At 67.1% G+C, this 22,222-nt stretch carries 20 protein-coding genes; 10 read left to right on the top strand and 10 right to left on the bottom strand.

Annotated features, from left to right (window positions below; genetic code table 11):
* The first annotated feature begins 8 nt into the window (after positions 1-8).
* The 4 genes from VM621_RS19485 to VM621_RS19470 all read left to right on the top strand — a co-directional run bounded on the left by VM621_RS19485 (position 9) and on the right by VM621_RS19470 (position 2,980).
* Positions 9-881 carry a ParB/RepB/Spo0J family partition protein gene (locus VM621_RS19485; RefSeq protein WP_325470626.1) on the top strand — a complete coding sequence of 291 codons (873 nt, stop codon included), beginning with the start codon at positions 9-11 and terminating at the stop codon, positions 879-881.
* A gap of 38 nt (positions 882-919) precedes the next feature.
* On the top strand, positions 920-1,453 hold the full coding sequence (locus VM621_RS19480; RefSeq protein ID WP_325470625.1) for a sigma-70 family RNA polymerase sigma factor: 534 nt from the start codon (positions 920-922) through the stop codon (positions 1,451-1,453).
* On the top strand, positions 1,450-2,187 hold the full coding sequence (locus tag VM621_RS19475; protein ID WP_325470624.1) for a DUF3379 family protein: 738 nt from the start codon (positions 1,450-1,452) through the stop codon (positions 2,185-2,187). The genes VM621_RS19480 and VM621_RS19475 overlap by 4 nt, the downstream gene beginning before the upstream one ends.
* A 79-nt stretch (positions 2,188-2,266) precedes the next feature.
* Positions 2,267-2,980 (top strand): glycosyltransferase, encoded by a 714-nt coding sequence (locus VM621_RS19470; RefSeq protein ID WP_414674578.1) that lies wholly within the window; start codon positions 2,267-2,269, stop codon positions 2,978-2,980.
* Between the two features lie 210 nt (positions 2,981-3,190).
* On the opposite strand, the gene VM621_RS19465 is transcribed toward VM621_RS19470, so the two are convergent.
* Together VM621_RS19465 and VM621_RS19460 are read right to left on the bottom strand one after the other, a co-directional pair.
* Complete coding sequence (locus VM621_RS19465; protein ID WP_325470623.1) at positions 3,191-4,144, bottom strand: patatin-like phospholipase family protein; 954 nt, start codon at positions 4,142-4,144, stop codon at positions 3,191-3,193.
* Between the two features lie 13 nt (positions 4,145-4,157).
* Complete coding sequence (locus VM621_RS19460; protein WP_325470622.1) at positions 4,158-5,150, bottom strand: YafY family protein; 993 nt, start codon at positions 5,148-5,150, stop codon at positions 4,158-4,160.
* Between the two features lie 244 nt (positions 5,151-5,394).
* Between VM621_RS19460 and VM621_RS19455 the strand changes: the two genes are divergently transcribed.
* Positions 5,395-6,291: a hypothetical protein gene (locus VM621_RS19455; RefSeq protein WP_325470621.1), complete on the top strand. Its 897-nt coding sequence runs from the start codon at positions 5,395-5,397 to the stop codon at positions 6,289-6,291.
* Between the two features lie 37 nt (positions 6,292-6,328).
* A complete protein-coding gene (locus tag VM621_RS19450) occupies positions 6,329-7,240 on the top strand; it encodes a DUF481 domain-containing protein (RefSeq protein ID WP_325470620.1) in 912 nt (303 codons plus the stop codon).
* Between the two features lie 106 nt (positions 7,241-7,346).
* On the opposite strand, the gene hemC is transcribed toward VM621_RS19450, so the two are convergent.
* The 8 genes from hemC to VM621_RS19410 form a co-directional block, all read right to left on the bottom strand.
* Positions 7,347-8,267, bottom strand: coding sequence for a hydroxymethylbilane synthase (hemC, locus tag VM621_RS19445; RefSeq protein WP_325470619.1), 921 nt, complete (start codon positions 8,265-8,267; stop codon positions 7,347-7,349).
* Between the two features lie 63 nt (positions 8,268-8,330).
* On the bottom strand, positions 8,331-9,044 hold the full coding sequence (locus VM621_RS19440; RefSeq protein ID WP_325470618.1) for a LytTR family DNA-binding domain-containing protein: 714 nt from the start codon (positions 9,042-9,044) through the stop codon (positions 8,331-8,333).
* Positions 9,022-10,089 (bottom strand): sensor histidine kinase, encoded by a 1,068-nt coding sequence (locus VM621_RS19435; protein WP_325470617.1) that lies wholly within the window; start codon positions 10,087-10,089, stop codon positions 9,022-9,024. The genes VM621_RS19440 and VM621_RS19435 overlap by 23 nt, the downstream gene beginning before the upstream one ends.
* A gap of 44 nt (positions 10,090-10,133) precedes the next feature.
* Positions 10,134-10,802, bottom strand: a complete 669-nt coding sequence (locus VM621_RS19430) for an alpha/beta hydrolase (protein ID WP_325470637.1) — start codon at positions 10,800-10,802, stop codon at positions 10,134-10,136.
* 31 nt (positions 10,803-10,833) lie between these two features.
* The gene (locus VM621_RS19425) at positions 10,834-12,021 is read right to left on the bottom strand and encodes a glutathionylspermidine synthase family protein (RefSeq protein WP_325470616.1); all 1,188 of its coding nucleotides are present in this window, start codon (positions 12,019-12,021) and stop codon (positions 10,834-10,836) included.
* Positions 12,021-12,515: a hypothetical protein gene (locus VM621_RS19420; RefSeq protein WP_325470615.1), complete on the bottom strand. Its 495-nt coding sequence runs from the start codon at positions 12,513-12,515 to the stop codon at positions 12,021-12,023. The genes VM621_RS19425 and VM621_RS19420 overlap by 1 nt, the downstream gene beginning before the upstream one ends.
* Before the next feature lie 10 nt (positions 12,516-12,525).
* Complete coding sequence (locus tag VM621_RS19415; RefSeq protein ID WP_325470614.1) at positions 12,526-12,930, bottom strand: DUF350 domain-containing protein; 405 nt, start codon at positions 12,928-12,930, stop codon at positions 12,526-12,528.
* A gap of 316 nt (positions 12,931-13,246) precedes the next feature.
* Positions 13,247-15,349, bottom strand: coding sequence for a prolyl oligopeptidase family serine peptidase (locus VM621_RS19410; RefSeq protein ID WP_325470613.1), 2,103 nt, complete (start codon positions 15,347-15,349; stop codon positions 13,247-13,249).
* A gap of 82 nt (positions 15,350-15,431) precedes the next feature.
* Here VM621_RS19410 and VM621_RS19405 point away from each other — a divergent pair, with 82 nt between their 5' ends.
* From VM621_RS19405 to kdpB, 4 genes are all read left to right on the top strand, one after another.
* Entirely contained in the window at positions 15,432-17,837 is a 2,406-nt protein-coding gene (locus VM621_RS19405; RefSeq protein WP_325470612.1) for a S9 family peptidase, read from the top strand.
* Positions 17,838-18,321: 484 nt separating this feature from the next.
* Positions 18,322-18,414: a K(+)-transporting ATPase subunit F gene (gene kdpF / locus VM621_RS19400; RefSeq protein WP_325470611.1), complete on the top strand. Its 93-nt coding sequence runs from the start codon at positions 18,322-18,324 to the stop codon at positions 18,412-18,414.
* Complete coding sequence (gene kdpA, locus VM621_RS19395) at positions 18,411-20,132, top strand: potassium-transporting ATPase subunit KdpA (protein WP_325470610.1); 1,722 nt, start codon at positions 18,411-18,413, stop codon at positions 20,130-20,132. Before kdpF ends, kdpA begins: the two co-directional genes overlap by 4 nt.
* Positions 20,133-20,135: 3 nt before the next feature.
* Positions 20,136-22,214, top strand: a complete 2,079-nt coding sequence (gene kdpB / locus VM621_RS19390) for a potassium-transporting ATPase subunit KdpB (RefSeq protein WP_325470609.1) — start codon at positions 20,136-20,138, stop codon at positions 22,212-22,214.
* The last annotated feature ends 8 nt before the right edge of the window (positions 22,215-22,222 follow it).

The following is a 22,222-nucleotide window of genomic DNA, read 5'->3' as shown; positions in this document are numbered from 1 at the left end:
AATTCCCGATGGCAGCAGCGAAGAAACGTGGACTTGGCCGAGGCCTGGATGCCTTGCTCGGCGGCGGTACCGGCCCGGATGCCAGCCCGTCGATCGTCGAGCAGGAAGGCGAGCTGAGACTGCTGCCCATCCACCAGATCCAGGCCGGCAAGTACCAGCCGCGCCGTCACTGGAACGACGAAGCGCTCGACGAGCTGGCGGCATCGATCAAGGCCCAGGGCCTGATCCAGCCGGTCGTGGTCCGCGCCATCGGCAAGAACAGCTACGAGCTGATCGCCGGCGAGCGCCGCTGGCGCGCCGCGCAGCGCGCCTCCATGAGCGAGATCCCGGCGCTGGTGAAAGACGTGCCGGAGCAGTCCGTGCTCGCCATGGCGCTGATCGAGAACATCCAGCGCCAGGAGCTCACCCCGCTGGAGGAAGCCCAGGCCCTGCAGCGCCTGATCGACGAGTTCGATCTCACGCACCAGCAGGCGGCCGATGCGGTCGGCCGTTCGCGCGCCGCGGTCTCGAACCTGCTGCGCCTGATCGACCTGCCGGCGTCGATCAAGACCCTGCTCGACGAGAGCAAGCTGGAAATGGGCCACGCGCGCGCCCTGCTCACCCTGCCGCATGCGATCGCCGAGCCGCTGGCGCTCGAAGCCGCGCGTCATGGCTGGACCGTACGCGAGCTCGAAGAAGCCGCCCGCAAGGCGCAGCTGGCACCGAAAGGCAAGGCCAAGGCCAATCCGACCGACCCGAACATCGCCAACCTCGAGCGCGAGCTGGCCGAGCGCTTCGCCACCCGCGTCGAGCTGGCCCATGGGCGCGGCGGCAAGGGCAAGCTGGTCATCCATTACCACAGCCTCGACGAACTCGACGGCATCCTGACCAAGGTCCGCTGAGCGCGGATCTGGCAGGTCGGTTCTGAAAGGAAAAAGGCATGCCGCCGGTCCATAAGGACGTGAACCCGAAGCAGCGCCAATACGAAGCGATGGTGCGCGCCCTGTCGGCCGACCTTTACCGGTTTGCCTTCTGGCTGTCGCGCAACGAATCCGTGGCCCAGGACCTGGTCCAGGAAACCTTCCTGCGTGCCTGGAAGAACCTCGACTCCCTGCGCGACGCCGAATCCGCCAAGCCCTGGCTGATCACCATCCTGCGACGCGAACATGCGCGTCTTTATGAACGAAAGCGCCTGGATACGGTGGAACTGGACGATACCGTGCCCGAAGAGGCCGCATTCGCCAGTCCCGAACGCAGTGGCGATGCCGCCCAGGTGCGCGACGCCATGTTGAAACTGCCCGATAAATACCGCGAGCCCCTGGCGATGCAGGTGCTCGGCGGCATGAGCTGCGACGAGATCGCCGCCGCCACCGACCAGCAGCCAGGTGCGGTGATGACCCAGTTGTTCCGTGCCCGCCAGCGTCTGAAGGACCTGCTCGGCGGACGCGCCGCGGCTGAAGGAGGCCGGAAATGAACTGCCTCGAATTCCGCCGCCGTATCGGCGCCGAACCACGCTCGCGTGCCCCCGAACTGCTCGCCCATCGCGACAGCTGCAAGGACGGCTGCGCCGCGTTCTGGCAACGTGCCCAGCGTTTCGACGACGACCTCGAAGCGGCCCTCGCCATCCCGGTGCCCGAAGGCCTCGTGGAGCGCGTCCTGCTGGCCCAGGCCACGGGCGAGCGTCGCCGCCAGATGGGCCGGCGACGCGCCTGGATGGCCATGGCCGCCTCGGTGGTCATCGCCTTTGCCGGCGTGGGCATGATGTGGCGTCAGAGCGATCTCAACTCGCTGCCGGCCCTTGCCGTCGCCCATATGCCCGGCGAGATCGACGCGCTCAGCCTGACCCGGCCGATGAGCGATGCCCAGGTCGAAGCCGGCTTCGTCGGCCGTGCGACCCGGCTGAAGGGGCCGATGCCGGCCGGGGTGACCTACGTGCGCGACTGCACCGTTGGACCCTATCCGGCCGTGCATCTGGTCACCCGCGTAGGCGACGAGCCCGTCGTGGCCCTCTACATGCCGGGCAAGATGGACACCCGTTTCGCTACCTTCGAGCGGGACGGCTGGGAAGGCCGGCAGATGCCGCTGCCTGGCGGCACCCTGGTGGTGCTCGCCCAGCGCGGCGCCAGCCGGGGCGCGATGGACGCCGCGGAGCGAGGCTGGCGGGCAGCGATCGAGGGTCCGGCCGCGCAGACCGTCGGCCAGATCTGAACGAACGCCGCGAGGTCGGCCCCATCACGGGCCGGTTGGGCGATAATGCCGCCCCGAATCGAGCCACCCCGGAATCGCGATGACCGAACTCGCCGTAGTCGTGCCCGTCTTCAACGAGCGTGACAACATCCCGCCCCTCCTCGCCGAGATCGCCTCGGCCCTGCGCGGCCGGATCGACTTCGAGATCATCTACGTCGACGACGACAGCACCGACGACAGCGTCGCGGTACTCACGGCGGCCAAGGCGCAGTATCCCGAGTTGCGCGTCATACGCCATATCACCCGCAGCGGGCAGAGCACGGCCGTGTGGAATGGCGTGCGTAACGCCCGTGCACCGTGGATCGCCACGCTCGACGGCGACGGCCAGAACGATCCGGCCGATATCCCGAAGCTGCTCGCCGCGCGCGATAGCTCGCCCGACCTGAAGCTGTTCGCCGGCTGGCGCGTCACCCGCCGCGACAGCTTCAACAAGCGCATCTCGTCGAAGGTCGCCAACGCGGTGCGTTCGCGCATGCTTCAGGACAGCACCCCGGACACCGGTTGCGGCCTGAAGCTGTTCGAGCGCGAGACCTTTCTGCGCCTACCCTACTTCGATCACATGCATCGCTATTTGCCGGCCCTGGTGAAGCGCGCCGGCTATGCCAGCCAGAGCGTACCGGTGGGCCATCGACCGCGCACGGCGGGCACGTCGAAGTACGGCATGCTGGACCGGCTCTGGGTGGGCCTCGCCGACTTGCGTGGCGTGGCCTGGCTGATGCGACGGGCGAAGGTTACGCGCACTGAAGAGGTGTGAGGCCTGGAGCATCGCCGCTGAAGCGGCTCCCACACAGAGCGGGTCCCTACACGGAGCGGATTCCTACATGGAGCGGATCCCCACATGGAGCGGATCCCCACATGGAGCGGATCCCTACATGGAGCGGATCCCCACATGGAGCGGGTCCCCACATGGAGTGGCTCCGCACAGAGTGGGTCCTGTGTGGAAGCGGCTTTTGTGGGAGCCGCTTCAGCGGCGATTCCCTAACTCTTTCGGATGCCATGCATCCAGCGCCCGCGCCGTCCGTTCCCTGCCCAGCTCGATCAGTTCACGCGCCCGGTAGAACTCGTACACCGTCGACACGTTGCGAGGGATCTCGATCAGCACATCGGGCGGATACGCCGCGAGGCGCAGTCGCGAGAGATTGGCCTGCATCAGGTCCATGGCCTGGGTCATCAGGTCGAAGGCGCCCGGATCCCTGAGCTTCGGCTTGCCATCCGACCCGGGCAGCACACGGCCGATCAGGCGCCCGAGCTTTGCCGTGTAGCCTTCGTCGGTCGTCACGGTGACGTCCTTCTCCGGCGGCCTCTGCATCTCCGCCGCGCCGTCGACGCTCACGGCGATGACGTAGTCCGCGTCTTCGCGCATCAGCGGCAGCACCGGCAGCGGGTTGAGCAACGCACCGTCCACCAGGCGACGGCCGTCGTGGACATAAGGACGGAACAGCGTCGGGATGGCGATCGACGCGCGTATCGCATCGAACAGCGGCCCTTTGGTCAGCCATACCTCGCGCTCGCGATCCAGGTCGGTGGCGACCGCGGTGTAGGAGATAGCGAGTTCCTCGATATTCACCTCGCCGATCAGCTCGCGTAGCGCGGCCATGATCCGGTCGCCCTTGATGAAGCCACCGCCGGAGAAACTCCAGTCGACCAGTCGCAGCACGTCGAAGCGCGCCAGCGTGGACACCCAGTCGCGATAGACATCGAGCTTGCCCATGCCGTAGATGCCGCCGATGAGCGCACCCATCGACGTGCCGGCGATCGCGACGACCTCGAATCCGCGCTCTTCGAGTACTTCCAGCGCACCGATATGGGCCAGGCCCTTCGCCGCACCCGCACCCAGCGCAAGGGCGACGCGCGGCTTTCGCGGCATGCCGCTGGCGGCGGGCAAGGCGCCCGGATCCGCGATATCGATCTCACTCATCTAGCGGCGGCACTCAGTGGTGGTTGTTCGACGTGTTCTGGTAGCCGGTCAAAGCCAGCTGAAGAAGGATCTTCATCTCTTCGCGCAGCGGCAACGGGGAGACGATCTCGGCATCCGGTCCGTACTTGAGCACGTCCATGAGCAACTCGCGCGAGTTCGAATACGGCACCTTCAGTTCGTAGCGACCGTCCGGCAGCGATTCGCCCTTCTGCTGGGAGTGCCAGTGTTCGTCGGCCACCCAGCGCGCGGCGTGCGATGAGAAGCGGATCGTCGCCCAGGCCTTCGGCTTGCCGGCGAAGATGCCGTAGCTCGAGGCGAGCAGGTCGTTGAGCTCGGCGTCGTCGACATCCTTCGCCCTGGCCTCCAGCGACTGCGGGTCGGCGATGCGGTCCACCGCAAAACTGCGCAGGGCTTCGCGGTCGTGGTCCCAGACATCCAGATACCAGTTGTCGCGATAGTGGGTCAGCCGCTGCGGCGACACTGTCCGCTTGGAATCGGCGTTGGTGGTACGCGCACGGTAGCGGAAGGTCAGCTGGCGACGCTCGAGTGTCGCGCCCGCGACGATGCGGAACACCTGCTGGTCCATCTTGCGCGCGCCCCAGGAGATGACCCGGATGCGGTCGACCGGCAACGCCTTGCCGCTGCCGTGATCGGAGAGCAGTCGTTCGATGCGCGCCTTGAACGGTGCAAGCGCCCCGGCGAGCACGCCGGGATCGGAGCGGCCGATGAGTTCGTTCAGGGCCATCAGCGCGGCCAGCTCGTCGCTGGTCAGCCACAGGCCGGGCAGTTCGAAGCTATCGGCCTCCGCGGCGTCGTAGCGGAAGGAGGCCTGTTCGCCGGCGACGCTCTGCACCGGCGCGCCGAGCGCATCGCGAAGGAAGGCGACATCGCGATAGAGCGTGGCTCGCGAGCATTCGAGCTCGTCCATCAGCCGGGACAGCGGCACGGGATAGTGCGCTGACTTGAGCAGTCGGTGCAGGGTGAGAATGCGCTCGTAGCGGTCCATGGGTATCGCCGGCTGGATGGTGCTTCGGGAAGTGTGTCCGCGCGGGCGTGACGCCCGTATCTACGCAGCTCAAGCATGGCGGTGGTGCTGGCCGTCCGCAAGGGACGTGAGACTCGGCCATTCGAGGGGGGCAGCGCGCGCCTCGGTTTGCGCCGGGAGCCATAAGGCGCAAAAATGCTGCTTTGCGATTCGCCGAAGGCCTCCCCCGACCATGGCGGAACCCGAGCACGCAGGCCCGGCCCGGGTGGATCCTCACGATCCGCCGGGCGACGCTCCTGACGCCGACATCCTGTTCACCGCCCCCCTCGTGGTCATCCAGACGGCCACGGCGTCCGGTTATGGGCTGTGGATGGTGCTGGGCGGCTCGACGGCGCTGGGGCTCTACCCCGATGGCCGCGGCGAGGTGCTGGTGCCGCTGTCTGTCGGGTTGGTCCTGGTCAGCCTCGGTCTCGTCGCGACCTGCCTGCGTTTCACGTTCGCACGGGACTGGCACGGCTGGAATCCAGCCCGGCGGATGATGCCGACGGTCGAAGGCCTGGTCGCCATGGCGAACTACCTGCCCATGCTCGCCCTGGCGGGACTGGCGCGGGGCGGTAACGACTTCTGGGCGACCCGGCTGGCGGGAGGCATCCTTGCCATCTGCACCCTCGCCACCGTCGTCTACACCGCGCGCAGCGCCTCGCGTCGGCTAGCCGCCCCCCTCGCCGCGGTAGCGAATACCCAGCCCGTCGGTCGCACGGTATCGGCCCTCTTCGCGGGTGGCCTGTGGTTCTGGGTCTGCGTCGCATTGCAAAATGAGACGCAGACCGACCGGCTCACGCCCTGGCGACTCGGCCTTCTCGCCGTGGCGCTGGCGCTGGGCATCGTCGAAGGGATGCGCTGGCGCGCGCTACGGCAGCTGGCCGAGGAGCGAGGCGTGCCCGATCGCGTGACCACCGGCGGGATCGCGGCGCGTCTGCTGCTCGGTCGCGTCGGCGTGGCGGTGCTCTCGGTCGGCCTGCCCTGTCTCCTGTTAGTGTCACACCCCGCCGGCCGCCTGCTGGCCCCGGCCGCTGGTTTGGCCGCGTTAAGCTGCGTTATCGGTCAATGTCTCGAGCAGCGGCTCTACGGGCGGGCGTACGCGCAGCTCGTCGTGGCCTGACGACACATCCAACTATTTCTCCACATCCGGGTAGACGATGAAACAACTCCTGATCGCCACGCTCGTCCTTGCCGCGCTGCCGTTCACCGCGTCGGCGCAGGACGCCAACGCCAACACCAGTGCTCCCGCCCCTGCCTCCGCCGATACGGGCGGCGGTGCCGCCGCACCGGCTTCCAACTCGGCGCAGAACGGCGGCTGGAGCGGCTCCGGCGAGTTCGGCTTCGCGTCGTCGCGCGGCAACTCGCACACGGAGAATGCCAACGCCAAGCTCGGCCTTAACCAGGAAAACGAGCTGTGGAAGAACAACATCTACCTCAACGGCCTGCGCTCGAAGGGCGAAACCTCGGTCACCGATGCCGACGGCAACACGATCGACAAGTTCAGCACCACGGCCAACCGGTACGACACCGGGGCCTCCGTCGGCTACAAGTTCGATCCGCGCAGCTACATCGTCACCGCCGCCCGTTACGAGCACGACGACTTCGGCGCCAACCTGTGGCAGGGCATCATCTCCGTCGGTTACGGTTACGTCGCCCTGAAGAACGAGCGCGCCGAGCTGTCGTTCGAAGTCGGTCCCGGTTACAAGCGCTACCAGCCGGCCAAGTCCACGCGTCCGGAACTCAACGCCGATGGCACGCCCGTGGTCGATCCGGCAACCGGCGCGCCTGTCTCCGTGCCCTATACCCCGAATACGGAAGGCGAAGTGGTCGCCCGTAGCCTGATCAACGGCAAGTACCGCCTCACCGACAACACGGCGCTGGAAGACACGCTGCTGGTCGAAGCGGGCTCGAAGAACCAGTACTACCAGAACGACATCGGCCTGTCGGTCAGCATGACCAAGAAGATGGCGCTGAAGCTCGGCTACCAGATTCGCTACAACAGCGACACGCAGCCGGGTACGGTCAGTACCGACAAGCTGATGACGACGAACCTCGTTTATAACTTCTGACGCTGGCACCCTATGGCCGAAAATCGGCTCCTACCAGGCAGGTTGGCGTACGCCGCGCGGTAGGAGCCGATTCATCGGCGATGTTTTCTGCGAGAGCGGCAATGCTTCACCGTTGAGGCTGCAGGAACGCCCCGGCCCCCAACCCGATGAGCATCGCCGCCACTTCGTGGCCAAGCTCCACCGGCGTATCGCCCTTTGCATCCGCCTGCGCACGCAACAACTCGCCCGTATGCGCATTGCCCACCATGCCATGCAAGGTCAGGCCGTACTCGGCGACAACGCACCATGCGCCGATCGCCACGGCGCAGCTGCCACCCAGTCGTTCGTTCATGGCGCGCTCCGCGTCCACGGCTATCTGCGTTTCCGGATCGCCCAGCGCCGCCATCAACTCGCTGACACGGGTATCGCTGGCGCGCGACTCTACGGCGATCGCGCCCTGGCCCGGCGCGGGGAGCCAGTCGGGACTGGCGAGGCGCGCGGTGATGCGTTGGCCCATGCCCAGGCGCTCGACGCCCGCGCAGGCCAGAATGATCGCGTCGTAGTGACCTTCGTCCAGCTTGGCCAGGCGTGTGTTCACGTTGCCGCGCAGATCGAGTAACTGAAGGTCTGGACGCACGGCGCGAAGTTGCGCCTGGCGACGCAGCGACGAGGTGCCCACACGCGCGGCATGCGGTAGCTCGGCGAGGTTCGCGTAGGCATTGCTGATGAAGGCATCGGCCGCATCCGCGCGCGGAAGAATGGCCGAGAGGACGAAGCCCGGTTCCAGTTCCGCCGGCACATCCTTGAGCGAATGCACGGCGATATCGGCGCGATCGTCGAGCATCGCGACCTCCAGCTCCTTCAGGAACAGACCCTTGCCGCCGATGGTCGCCAACGATCGGTCGAGGATCTCGTCGCCTCGCGTCGACAGCGGTACCAGCTCCACCTGGAGTCCCGGGTGCGCCTGGCGCAGCAGGGTGGCGACGTGCTCCGCCTGCCAGAGGGCCAGGGCGCTCTTGCGGGTGGCGATACGAAGCGGTGCGGTCATCTCTATCCTGGCGGTCGATCGGTCGAGGCGGGATTGTCCCGCGTTTCGGCCCGGTCGTGCACGTCAGTCGGCGTCGGCCCGGAGCAGCTGGCGCACGGCCGGCAGGTTGCGCCGACTCACTTCCGGCGTGACCTCGGTCCCGGACAGGCGTGCCAGCACACGGCCGTCGCTCAACGTTCGAAGGCCGAGCAGCCGCTCACGCGGGACGAGGCAGTTCCGGTGCAGCCGGACCAGCCGGTCGCCGTGCATGGTCTCGAGCTGGCGCAGGGATTCGTCGATCAACCACATGCCGCCGCCGTGATGCACGGCCACATACTTCTCGTCGGCCAGCAGGTAGAGCACGTCGTCCAGGCGTACGCGCACTTCGTCGGCACCGCTGCGTGCGCGCAGCCAGGCCGGCTGGGCGACCGGAGCGGGACGCAAGCGCGTCGCCACGCGATCGAGGGCTTCGTCCAGGCGTTCCGCACGCACGGGCTTGAGCAGGTAGTCCGTCGCACCGAGGTCGAACGCGCTCAGCGCGTGCTGTTCGTACGCCGTGCAGAACACCACTTGCGGTCGCGTCGGGGTTTCGGCGAGGCGGCGTGCCACGGCGGTGCCGCCGAGGCCGGGCATCTCGATGTCGAGCAGGATCAGGTCGGGTTGCAGCGTGGCGCAGGCCTCGAGCGCGGCTTCACCGTCGGCGACGCTGCCGACCACTTGCACATCGGCGCGACGGGCAAGCAGCGTGCCCAGTCGGGCCCGTGCCAGCGGTTCGTCATCGGCGATCAGTACGCGCATTCGCGGACTCCGGCAGGAAAACGGTCACGATGAAACGGTCGTCCACGGTTTCCACCCGCACGCTGGCTCGCTCGCCGTAATGGAAGCGAACGCGTTCGCGGACGTTGCGCAAGCCGTGGCCCGTGCCCGGCGTGGGCGCCCCATCGGCGACGGGATTGGCGATGACGATCTCGACCCCCCCGGGAAGCCGACGGCCGGCAAGGTGGATCGTCCCACCCCCGCGATTGGGCTGCACGCCGTGGCGGATGGCGTTCTCGACCAGAGGCTGCAAGAGCAGTCGCGGCATCGGCAGTTCGGAGGGCACATCGATATGCCGCTCCACCCGCAGCCGATCGCCGAGGCGCAGCGATTCGATATCCAGGTAGCGATCGACGAGGGTCAGCTCCTCGCCCAGTGTGCCGACGGATTCCGGGTCGCTGCCCAGCGCCGCGCGAAACAGCTCGGCCAGATTCTCGACGGTACGCTCGGCGGCATCGGGATCGACGCGGATCAGCGCGGCCACGGCGTTCATGCTGTTGAACAGGAAGTGCGGACGGATGCGTGCCTGCAGCGCAGCGACCTGCGCCTGTGCGGCGGCCGCCACGCGTACCTGCCACTGCGCGACGACGAAGAAATAACGCAGCAGGCCCGCGCCCAGCAGGCCCGTGGCGATCATGCTGTCGCGCACGAAACGGCTGGTCGGCGAGGGCGTGATCCCAACCAGGAGGCTCTGGTCCATCCAGCCAAGCACCCCCGCGCTGATCCCGACCGTCGCGACCAGCAGCAGCCAGACCGCCGCATAGGGAAGCAGGCCGGCCAGGCGTTGCATCCCTGCGCGCAGCTTGCACAGCAGGACGGTCAGCAGGACGGCGAGCCAGCTGGTGAAAAGAACAGCGATGCAGTAGTCGCGAAAGTTGCCCGAGCCGCCGGGTGCGAGCCACATCAGCGTGACCGTAAGCGCACCCACGACGAGCAAGGCGAACAGCACCGGCAGGCTGCAGAAGTCGGGCAGCGGTGCCGATGGCGGACGCGGTACGGCGGTCGTCTCGGAGGGGGTCACAGGCATGCGGGGAGTATGCCGGATGCCCGGTCACCTCGCCGCGTAGCCGATCACGCGCCGGCGAAACGTTCGCTCAGCCAGGCGCGTACGTCGGCGATTTCCGCCAGGCTGACCTGGTGAGCCATCGGGTAGGTATGCCAGTCGATGCGATGGCCGAGCGCTTCGAGTGCTTGTCGCGAGTGCTCGCCAAGCGCCAGCGGGACGATGGGATCGGCCGTGCCGTGTCCCCAGAAGATCGGCGTCGCATGGTTCGCACCGGCCCGCTCGGCTTCGATGGTGTCGTGCAGGGGCAGGTAGGCCGAAAGGATCATCAGGCCGGCCAGCGTCTCGCGGTGACGCAGCCCCGCCGAGAGGGCCATCGCCCCACCCTGCGAGAAACCGGCGAGGATGACCCGCGACGCGGGCACGCCACGCTCCGCCTCGCGCGCGATCAACGCTTCCACCTCATCGATGGAGGCGCGAATGCCCGCGGCATCCTGCTTGTCGGCGATGGCCAGGCCCTTGATGTCGTACCAGGCGCGCATCGGCGCGTTGTTGTTGACCGTCACCGGCCTCACCGGCGCATGCGGAAAGACGAAACGCACGCCCGGCCATGCCGCGTCGACGAGTTCCGGCACGATGGGCGCAAAGTCGTTGCCGTCGGCACCCAGGCCGTGCAGCCAGATGACCGACCAGGTCGGCGACGGCTTGGTTTCGGTTTCGACGGTGGGCAGGGGCATCGTGGCGTCCTCGTTGGCAAGGCCCGACATGTTACATGCCGGGCGTCGGCGCACATGCCAGGCGTCGGCCCCCGCCGGCTCGGCAGGAGCCGATTGATCGGCGATGCTCTTGCTCGCCTACCCTGAAGAAGTGCGGCACGAAACAGCTGGTATTCCGTGTGATCCGGTCGTCGTCCTCGCGGATGCCGATACCCGCCGGCTCGTCGCCGATTATCCAGGAACCCACCAGCGCATGCCTGCCGTCGAACACCGGTAACGGCGCGAGCGCCTGGTAGACCTGGGACGGCAAGCCGACCCCGCGCTCGCCGGGCCCCAGCACGACAATGCCCTCGCCTTCGCGACCCCAGTAGGGCTTGGCCACCACCGCGCCCTCGACGTCCTCGCGACGCCGGCTCGCGGGTAGCAGGTTCGGATGGCGCGGAAAGTACTCCCAGAGGATCGGCAGGATCGCCTTGTTCGACAGCAGCATCTTCCAGGGCGGCTCGATCCAGCGCGTTCCGCTCGCGGGAATATGCTGGGCGAAGGCTTCGCTCATCAGCCATTCCCACGGATACAGCTTGAACAGCCGGTCGATCGGGCGGTCGGCCAGATCGATGAATGCCTTGCCGGACCAGCCGATCGATTCGATATCGAGCGCTTCGACCGCGTGCCCCGCCTGCGTGCAGGTGTCGAGAAGATAGTCCGTGGTCGTCGCGTCTTCGGGGTTGTCGTAACACGCGGCGAAGTGAACACGCGGACCACCGCCGACGACGCGCCAGCGCTCGATCAGCTTTTCATGGATCGAGTTGAACTGGTCCGCATCGGGTGCGACATCCTCCAGCCAGTACCACTGCACCACGGAAGCTTCGAAAAGCGATGTCGGGGTGTCGGCATTGTATTCGAGCAACTTCGGCGGTGAGCGACCATCGAACGAGAGATCCATGCGGCCATACAGGGCGGGATCGCGATCGAACCAGCTTCGCTCGATCAGTCGCGCAGCGCGATCGTCGAGGCCGAGGTCGGCGTAGCGACCGGTACGGACGATGCGATCGACGGCGTCCAGGCAAAGGCCGTGCAGCTCGGCGGTCGCCGCTTCCAGCATGTCCACCGCGGCTTCGTCGAACACGTAACACGCATCTTCACGCCAGTAAGCCTGGCCATCGATGGTGTGAAAACCGAAGCCGAGGGCCTCGACCTTGCCTTGCCAGTCGTCGCGTGGCCCGATGGTCTGGCGACGCATCAGCCGCCCCGCGCGGACACGCGTCCGCTCGAGCCGAAGCCGCCGCGGCTGCCGAAATCGAATCCGGTCGGACCGTGGCCGCTGAAACCCCCGCCGGATGCGTAGCTGCGGCCAGGGCCAGGATCGCCTTTGATCGGACCGCTGCGCCAGTCGCTGCGGTACCAGGGACCGTAGTAGTGGTAGCCACCCGAGTAGCCTCCGCCACCGGATCCGGTGGCGCCCCCCACAGGCTGCTCGCGCGTGCACTGGCCGGTGGCGTAGTCGTGCTCGCAGTCCTCCTGCGAGTTGTAGCTGTTGCGCTGCACGTCCTTGCCGCCGAGGGTGGCAAAGCCAACCGCCGCCGCACCGAGCACCCCCAGGGTGATGGCGACCGTGCGCTTGCGCGTCAGTGGTTCCTGCTCGGGGTAGAACGAAGGGTGGCGATAGGCGGTGACAGGATTGAGTGCCGCGGTGTTCCGCTTGACGACAGGTGTCGACTTCCCTTTGTTAGACATGATGCCTGCCTCAGTAGGACATCGCGGCGGCATTCAGCGCGCCGACGCAGATCGCGACGACCGCGACGAACAGGGCGACCGACCGCACGTCCTCTTCGATCTTCCGGCGCAGGTCGCGCACCAGTAGCCGAAGCACGAAGTGAGTGAGCAACTGCACGACCCATGCGACCAGGCCCCACAGGGCCAGGTCGGTGAGGCTCACGCTGTGCGCGATGGCGCTGGCCAAGGGTTGCACGAAGCCGATCGCCGCGCCGCCGAGGCTGATCGCCGCGGCGACGTTGCCGTCGCGGATCAGCGCCATCTCGCGTTGCGGCGTGATCCAGATGTAGGTCACCACGAAGGCGACGAAGTAGAAGATGCCCAGCGCGAGATACGCGACGAAGGCGGGCAGGGTGAACAGGTCCGAGACGATCACGAAAGCTTCCTTGTTTGAGTGTTACGGCGGGCGCCGTTTCGCCGATGAATCGGCTCCCACAAAAAGCGACACGCTGCTCCGTGCGGGAGCCACTTCAACGGCGACGCCCCTCGCTCCCTGTGGGAGCCGCTTCAGCGGCGACGCCCTTCGCTTCTTGTTGGAGCCACTTCAGCCGCGATGCCCTTCGCTCCCTGTGGGAGCCGCTTCAGCGGCGAAGCTCTTCGCTCCCTGTGGGAGCCGCTTCAGCGGCGACGCCCTTCGCTCCCTGTGGGAGCCGCTTCAGCGGCGACGCTCTGTTCGGCAGACGGCAATGCTGCTATTCCCCCAGCCCCAGCTCCGTCGCGAAGAACGTCATCGACAGTGCCGCATTGCCGACGCGCTGGCTGAAGGGCGCCCCGATACCATGCCCCGCGTTCATGCGTGTCAGCAACAGCACCGGCTGGCCGGAACTCGTTGCATCCTGCAGCGCGGCGGCGAACTTGCGCGACTGCCAGGGGGCGACGCGGGGATCGTTGGCGCCCGTGGTCAGCAGGACAGCCGGATACGCCGTGCCCTTCTTGACGTTGTGCAAGGGCGACCAGGCCAGCGTGGCCTTCGCCTGCGCGTCGTCGGTCACCGTGCCGTACTCGCTGACGTTGTACGGGCCGTTGGCGAAGGCGGTTTCATGGCGCGGTACATCGTAGATGCCGACGGCGCCGACCACGGCGCGATACTGCTCCGGATGCTGGGTGAGCGCCGCACCCATCAACAGGCCGCCGTTGCTGCCGCCGAGGATGCCGAGGTGTTTGCTGTCGGTCCACTTCGCGGCGACCACGGCCTGCGCCGCGGCGTAGAAATCGTCGAACACGGTCTGCTTGTGCAGTTTCTGACCCTGCTCGTGCCAGGCCTCGCCGAACTCGTTGCCGCCACGGATGTTGGCGTAAGCCAGCACGCCGCCGCGCTCGAGCCAGGCGAGGTTGGCGCCGATGAAGGTCGGCGTCACCGGGATACCGAAACCGCCGTAGCTGTACAGAATGGTCGGTCGCTTGCCGTTGGGCGTGATGCCGTCCATTGCGATCACGGTGACCGGGACCTTGCTGCCGTCTTTCGAGACGCCGTCCACGCGGGTCACCCGCAGCTTCGAATAGTCCGCGGCGGGCTTCACTTCGAAGACCGTCTTCAGTGAGCCACTGGCGCCGTCGTATTCCGCCCAGTGCGTGGGCGTGGTCCAACCGGCGTAGGCGATCAAGGCCTTGTTCTGGCCGGACTCGGCGGCGACTCCGGCGATGGTCACGCCGGTCGCCGGCAGGGGTACGCGACGGACGAAGCCGGCCTTCGCGTCGTACTGGTCGGCCCACCAGTCGGGGCCGGCACTGCGCACGACCAGGAAGCCGTCGCCCAGTGGCGTCACGCGCTGGATCGCGCCTTCGCCCTGTTCGAGCACGGGCGTGGTCTTGCCACCCGCGCCGACCGCGACGATCCTGCCGCGCGGCGCACCGGCAAAGCTGACCACGAACAGGCGGTCGCCCACCCAGGCGGCCGAGCGCACATCGGCGTCGTGGCCGAGCACGCGGGCGAAGGCACCCTTGCCCTCGCGCAGGTAGACCTCGGCCGGACCGCCGTCGCCTTCGTTGGCGAGCAGGGCGACCGACTTGCCGGCGCTGCCTTCGAGCAGGATGTACTCGGCGACATGCGAGTAACCCTTGCCGAATACCGTACGGTCTTTCGTGGCGGGCTCGCCGATGGTGTGGTGTGCGAGTACGGCGTCGAACTCGCGCAACGTCTGACCGGCCTTGGGTGTTTCGAAGCGCGCGTAGGTCACTCCCTTCTCGTCGGCATCCCAGGCCAGTGCCTGCGGCGTGGTGCCGCCGCCGGCCAGGGGCAGGACATCGCCCAGCGCCTTGCCGTTGGCGGTGTCGAGGATGTGGATGGTGGTCAGCTCGCTGCCGCCTTCGGCCGTGCCATAGGCAAGATAACGGCCGCTCGGCGACGGCCAGTACTCGGTGATGGCCGTGTTGCCCTCACCCTGGTTGAGGTCGACGAGCGTGCGCGTGGGGCCATCCGGCCAGGCCTTGGCGACCAGGACCGGCTGCGGCTGGGGCGGCGTGTTCTCGAAATAGAACAGCGTGCCGCCCGCCAGCGTGGGCGAGGAGCGCGTGGTCGAGGTGATCGCCAGTTCGCGGATGCGCGCGCTCAGCGCCTTGCCCAGTGGCATCGCGCCGATGGTCGCCTCGGTATAGGCGTTCTGCGCGTCGATCCACTGGGTGACCTCCGCCGCGTCCGGGTTCTCCAGCCAACGGTAGGGATCGTTCACCGGCTGGCCGGCGAGCGTCTCGGCGACCACGTGTTTGGGCGTCGGCGGCGGCGTGGCGGTGGCGGCATGGGCGCCGCAGGCGACAAGCAGGCTCGCGGCGAGCAGGCGGGGAACGAGTACGCGCATGGGGACCACTCCGGTGCAGGGGAGCCGAGCGTAGCAAAGGCGCGCTATCCTCGGCCGATTTGCCGCTTCCGGAAAACGCTTCATGCGCGTACTCGCCGCTGCCCTGCTTACTGTCCTCGCCACCGCGCCGGCCCTCGCCGCGCCACCACCGCCGCTGGACATGGAAACGATCATGGCCAATCCGGACTGGATCGGCGCTCCGGTCGAAGATGCCTACTGGAGCGTCGACGGTACGCAGCTCTATTACTCGCTCAAGCGCGACGGCAGCCCCGTGCGCGATCTCTATCGTGTCGCGGCCAACGGAGGCGCGTCGGTCCAGCTCGATCCCAAGGCCACGGCGAACGCCGACGGTACGAAGCTGGTCTTCGACCGCGACCATCGCCATGCCGCCTTCATCCGCCACGGCGACGTCTTTCTCCGCGACCTCGGCACCGGGGTCACGGTGCAGGTCACCCGCTCGTCGGCGAAGGAGCAGGATCCCCGCTTCTCGCTCGACGGCCGCCTGCTCTCCTTCCGTAGCGGCACCAACTGGTTCACCTATGCGGTCGCCGGCGGCCCGGTATCGCAGGCGGCTCTGCTCGAAGAAAAGGACGACCCGAAGGCGAAGAAGTCCGACGACCTGAAAGACGACCAGCAGGCCATCTTCAAGACGCTGCGCAACCTGCGTGCGGACGACGAGGCGGTGAAGTCCGATGCCGAGGCACTCGCTGCCGCCGACCCCGGCCAGGCGCCCCAGCCGTTCTGGCTGGGCAAGAACGTGACGGTGACCGATACCTCGCTGTCGCCGGACGGTCGCTGGATGCTGGTCGTCACCCAGCCCAAGGACGCCGATGCGGGCAAGATCGCCGATCTCACCCACTACGTGACCGACTCCGGGTATGCCGAAGCCGAGGCCACGCGCGCCTATGTCGGCCGCAACGATCCGGCGCCGCAGTCGCTTCGCCTGCTCGACCTTCGCGCGCATGCGAGTTTCGACCTCGACACGGCGAAGCTGCCGGGGATCGGCGAGGACCCGCTCGCCGACCTGCGCGCGAAAACCGTCGCCGCCCTGCGCAAGGACGGCAAGGGTGACCGCGCCGACGCCCTGGCCGCGCCGAAGGTCCGCCCGGTCATCGTCAACGGCGAATACAGCCCGGGCATCGTCTGGACCGACGACGGGCACAACGTGGCCGTGCAACTGCGGGCGATCGACAACAAGGACCGCTGGATCGCCACGATCGACTTCGACCGGCACGCGCTGGTCAGCCAGCACCGCCTGACCGACAAGGCCTGGATCAACTGGGACGGTAACGATTTCGGCTGGCTCCGCGACGGTCGCACGCTGTGGTACCTCAGCGAGGAGTCCGGCTTTTCCCAGCTGTACACGCGCCCGCTCGGCGGCAAGGCCACGGCGATCACCAGCGGCCGGTTCGAAACCGATCACCCGGTGCTCAGCGCGGACGGTGCGACGTTCTATGTGCGGACCAACCAGGTCGCGCCGTACAGCTACGACATCTACCGCGTGCCCTCGAGCGGCGGCGCGCTGACCCGTATCACCCATTTCGAGGGCCTGGACGACTTCAGCCTTTCGCCGGATGGTCGCACGCTCGGCGTGCTGCATTCGTCGCCATACATCCCCTCCCAGCTGGCGACGATCGGCGTGGACGGCACGGCGGCCCACGAGCTGACCGACACGCGCAAGCCCGCCTACAAGGCGCGCGAGTGGATCGCGCCGAAGATCGTGCCGGTCCCGTCCAGCCACGGCGCGGGCACGATCTGGGCGAAGTTCTACGGTCCGGCCGACGGTGCGGCCGTCGCCTCGCGCCCGGCGGTGATCTTCGTCCACGGCGCCGGCTACCTGCAGAACGTGCACCTGTCGTATCCGGCGTACTTCCGCGAGCAGATGTTCCACAACCTGCTGGTGCAGCGTGGCTATGTCGTGATCGACATGGACTACCGCGCCTCGAAGGGCTACGGCCGTGACTGGCGCACAGCCATCTACCGCAACATGGGTCATCCGGAGCTCGACGACCTGCTCGACGGCAAGGCATGGCTGGTCGGCAACCAGCACGTGGATCCCCGGCGTGTGGGCATCTACGGCGGCAGCTACGGCGGCTTCATGACCCTGATGGCGCTGTTGCGCGCTCCGGGCGAATTCGCCGCGGGCGCCGCGCTGCGGCCGGTCACCGACTGGACCAGCTACAACCACGAATACTCGGCCAACATCCTCAACGACCCCCAGCTCGATCCCGAGGCGTACGCCACCAGCTCGCCCATCATGTACGCGGACAAGCTGTCCGACCCGCTGCTGATGGAGCACGGCCTGATCGACGACAACGTGCTGGCGAGCGATTCGATCCGCCTCTACCAGCGCTTCATCGAGCTGCACAAGAAGAACTTCTGGATGTCGCTGTATCCACTGGAGCGCCATGGCTTCGTTCATGCCGACTCCTGGTACGACGAATACCGCCGCATCGACGAGCTGTTCCAGCAGCACCTGGAAAAGTAAGGCGCCCACGGCCCCGAGGCGGGCACGGATGCCCTGGTAGGAGCCGATTCATGGGTAGGGCCGCATGTGGGAGCCGATTCATCGGCAGGGCCCCATGTGGGAGCCGATTCATGGGTAGGGCCTCATGTGGGAGCCGATTCATCGGCGATGGCTCTTCCGGCTAAGCCGCTCCGTGGGCTTTTCGCCGATGAATCGGCTCCCACAAAAAGCCGGCTCCTGCAGCCACAAGAAAGCCGGCTCCTGCAGCCACAGAAAGAAGCCGGCTCCCACAGACAGCCGTTCTGCTGAAAATTTACGAAAACGTTACGGCCTTTGCCGAATGCGATACGTAAGAAATATCGTCCCCGGAGAACAATGCGCCGTCTTCTTCGACGGAACGCACCCGTGGAACTCCTGTACGTCCTTCTCGTTGTCGTCCTTACGGCGGTGACGATCGGTTTCCTCATGATCTGCGACCGTCTCGGTCGCCGTTGAGGAACCTGTCATGACCCTTGTCCTGTTCATTGCCACCGTGGTGGCGGTCGCCCTCGTCGGTTACCTCTGCGTCGCCCTGCTGAAGCCGGAGTGGTTCGAATGACCGCGAACGACTTCTTCCAGGTCGGCCTTTACCTGGCCGTCCTTCTGGTGCTGGTGAAACCGATGGGCCACTACATGGCCCAGGTGTTCGCCGAGACGCCCAACCGCGTGAACCGTTTCGGCGCCCGCGCGGAAGGCCTGCTCTACCGCCTCGCCGGGATCCGTGCCGACGAGGACATGAGCTGGAAGCGCTATGCCATCGCCATGCTGGTGTTCAACGTGGCCGGCCTCGCGGTCGTCTATATCCTCCAGCGCACGCAGCAGTGGCTGCCGTTGAACCCGCAGCACTTCGGCGCGATCACGCCGGATTCGGCGATGAACACCGCCGTCAGCTTCGCCACGAACACGAACTGGCAGGGCTACGGCGGCGAGTCGACGATGAGCTACTTCACCCAGGCCATCGGCCTGGCCGTGCAGAACTTCCTCTCGGCGGCGACCGGCATCGCCGTGCTGATCGCGGTGATCCGTGGCTTCAGCCGCCGCGGCGTCGCGGCCGTGGGCAACTTCTGGGTCGACATGACCCGCGCCACGCTCTACGTGCTGATTCCCTTCTCCCTGGTGATCGCCCTGTTGCTGGTTTCGCAGGGTGTGGTGCAGAACGTGTCGGCCTACGTGGACGTCGCGACCCTGCAGCACGGCCAGCAGACCTTGCCGATGGGGCCGGCGGCCTCGCAGATCGCGATCAAGATGCTCGGTACCAATGGCGGCGGCTTCTTCAACGCCAACTCCGCGCATCCGTTCGAAAACCCGACGCCGTTCTCCAACTTCGTCGAGATGCTGGCGATCTTTCTTATTCCGGCGGCACTTTGCTACACCTTCGGCAGCATGGTTGGCGACCGCCGCCAAGGGTGGGCGCTGCTCGCCACCATGCTGCTCATTTTCGTGCCGCTGACGCTGGGACTCGTGGCCGCCGAACAGGCGGGCAACCCCGCGCTGCACGGGCTGGCCATCGACGCGCAGGCTTCCGCCACGCAGGCCGGCGGCAACATGGAAGGCAAGGAAACCCGTTTCGGTATCGCCGCGTCAGGCCTGTTCGCTGCGATCACCACGGCCGCCTCGTGCGGCGCGGTGAACGCGGCCCACGATTCGCTGACGCCGCTCGGTGGCCTGGTGCCCATGTGGCTGATGCAGCTGGGTGAGGTGATCTTCGGCGGCGTCGGCTCGGGTCTGTACGGCATGCTCGCCTTCGCCGTCGTCGCGGTGTTCATCGCCGGACTCATGGTCGGCCGCACGCCGGAGTACCTGGGCAAGAAGATCGAGGCGCACGAGATGAAGATGGCGAGCCTCGCCGTGCTGATTCCCTGCGCCCTGGTGGTGATCTGCACGGCCATCGCGGTGATGACCCCAGCCGGTACCGCGGCGGTCGCCAATCCCGGCGCCCACGGTTTCAGCGAGATCCTCTATGCGGTGAGCTCGGCGTCGAACAACAACGGCAGCGCGTTCGGTGGTTTGTCCGCCAACACGCCCTTCTGGAACGTGCTGCTGGCGATCTGCATGTACCTCGCCCGCTTCCCGCTGGCGATCGCCATGCTGGCGATGGCCGGCTCGCTGGCGGCCAAGCGCCACGTCCCGGAGACAGCCGGCACCCTGCCGACGCATACGCCGCTGTTCGTCACCCTGCTTGCCTGCGTCGTCATCGTCGTCGGCGCACTGACCTTCCTCCCGGCGCTCGCCCTCGGGCCGATCGCCGAACAACTGATGTCCGCCACGGGCCACTGATCCATGACTTCCCAAGCCCATACTCCGCGTGGTTTCGATCGCGCGCTGGTGACACGCGCCCTCGTCGACGCGTTCCGCAAGCTCTCGCCGCGCATGCAGTTCCGCAATCCGGTGATGTTCGTGGTCTTCGTGTGCAGCGTGGCGACCACCTTGCTGTGGATCCAGGCCCTCGCCGGCCATGCCGAAGCGCCGACCGCGTTCATCTTCTGGGTCAGCCTGTGGCTGTGGTTCACCCTGCTGTTCGCCAACTTCGCCGAAGCGCTGGCGGAAGGCCGCGGCAAGGCCCAGGCCGATGCGCTGCGCGGGTCCCGTCGTGACGTGATGGCGAAGAAACTCGCTTCGCCCGATCGCGATGCCGCCATCGTCTTCACGCCGTCTAGCGAACTTCGGCTCAATCACCATGTGCTCGTCGAGGCCGGCGACATCGTTCCCGGCGACGGCGAGATCGTGGTCGGCGCGGCCAGCGTCGACGAGAGCGCGATCACCGGGGAATCGGCACCGGTGATCCGCGAGTCCGGCGGCGATCGCAGCGCGGTCACCGGTGGCACCCGCGTGCTCTCCGACTGGATCGTCGTGCGCATCAGCAGCAATCCCGGCGAGAGCTTCCTCGACCGCATGATCTCGATGGTCGAAGGCGCTTCGCGCCGGAAGACCCCGAACGAGATCGCGCTGACGATCCTGCTGGCGAAGTTCACCCTGATCTTCCTGCTTGCCTGCGCCACCCTGCTGCCTTACTCGATCTACAGCGTGCAGGCCGCCGGCGCCGGCGAGCCGATCAGCCTGACCGTGCTCATCGCCCTGCTGGTATGCCTGATCCCGACCACGATCGGTGCCTTGCTCTCGGCCATCGGTATCGCCGGCATGGATCGCATGATCCGCGCCAACGTGATCGCCACGTCGGGGCGTGCCGTCGAAGCGGCCGGCGACGTCGACGTTCTGCTGCTCGACAAGACCGGCACGATCACGCTCGGCAATCGCCAGGCGGTGGCTTTCCATCCGGCCCCAGGCATCGAGGAGCGCGAGCTCGCCGAAGCCGCCGAGCTGGCCTCGCGCGCCGACGAGACGCCGGAAGGCCGCAGCATCGTCACCCTGGCCGCCAGGTTCGTCGCCAGCAGCGTGAGCGAGCGCCGCCACGACGACCGCCACGCCGAGTTCGTGCCGTTCACCGCGCAGACCCGCATGAGTGGCGTGGATGTCGGTACACGCCACATCCGCAAGGGCGCGATGGACGCGGTGGAGCGTTATCTCGACTCGCAGGACAGCCACCTGCCGCCGCTGGTCCGCCGGATGACCGAAGACGTCGCCCGTCGTGGCGCTACGCCGCTGGTCGTCGTCGACGGATCGCTGACCCTGGGCGTGATCGAGCTGAAGGACATCGTCAAGGACGGTATCAAGGAGCGCTTCGCCGAGATGCGCAAGATGGGCATTCGCACCATCATGATCACCGGCGACAATCCGCTGACCGCGGCGGCCATCGCAGCCGAGGCCGGCGTGGACGATTTCCTCGCCGAAGCGACGCCGGAAGCCAAGCTCAAGCTCATCCGCGACATGCAGGCCGAGAACCGCCTGGTGGCGATGTGCGGCGACGGCACCAACGATGCGCCCGCGCTGGCCCAGGCCGACGTGGCCGTGGCGATGAACAGCGGTACGCAGGCGGCCAAAGAAGCCGGCAACATGGTCGACCTGGATTCGAATCCGACCAAGTTGATCGAGGTCGTGGGCATCGGCAAGCAGATGCTGATCACCCGCGGCGCGCTGACCACGTTCTCCATCGCCAACGATATCGCCAAGTACTTCGCGATCATCCCGGCGGCGTTCGCCACGACGTATCCCGCATTGAACGCGCTCAACGTCATGCAGCTGGCGACCCCGCGCAGCGCGATCCTGTCGGCGGTGATCTTCAACGCCCTCATCATCATCTGCCTCATACCGCTCGCGCTCAAAGGCGTGGCCTATCGCGCGCTGGGCGCCGGCGCGCTGCTGCGGCGCAACCTGCTCGTCTACGGGCTCGGCGGCATCGTCGTGCCCTTCATCGGCATCAAGTTGATCGACATGTTGCTGGTCCTGCTCGGACTGGCCTGACCGAGGTC

The organism is Luteibacter sp. (genome assembly GCF_035539195.1).
Classification (GTDB): Bacteria; Pseudomonadota; Gammaproteobacteria; order Xanthomonadales; family Rhodanobacteraceae; genus Luteibacter.
This window is presented reverse-complemented; position numbering and strand designations above follow the sequence as displayed.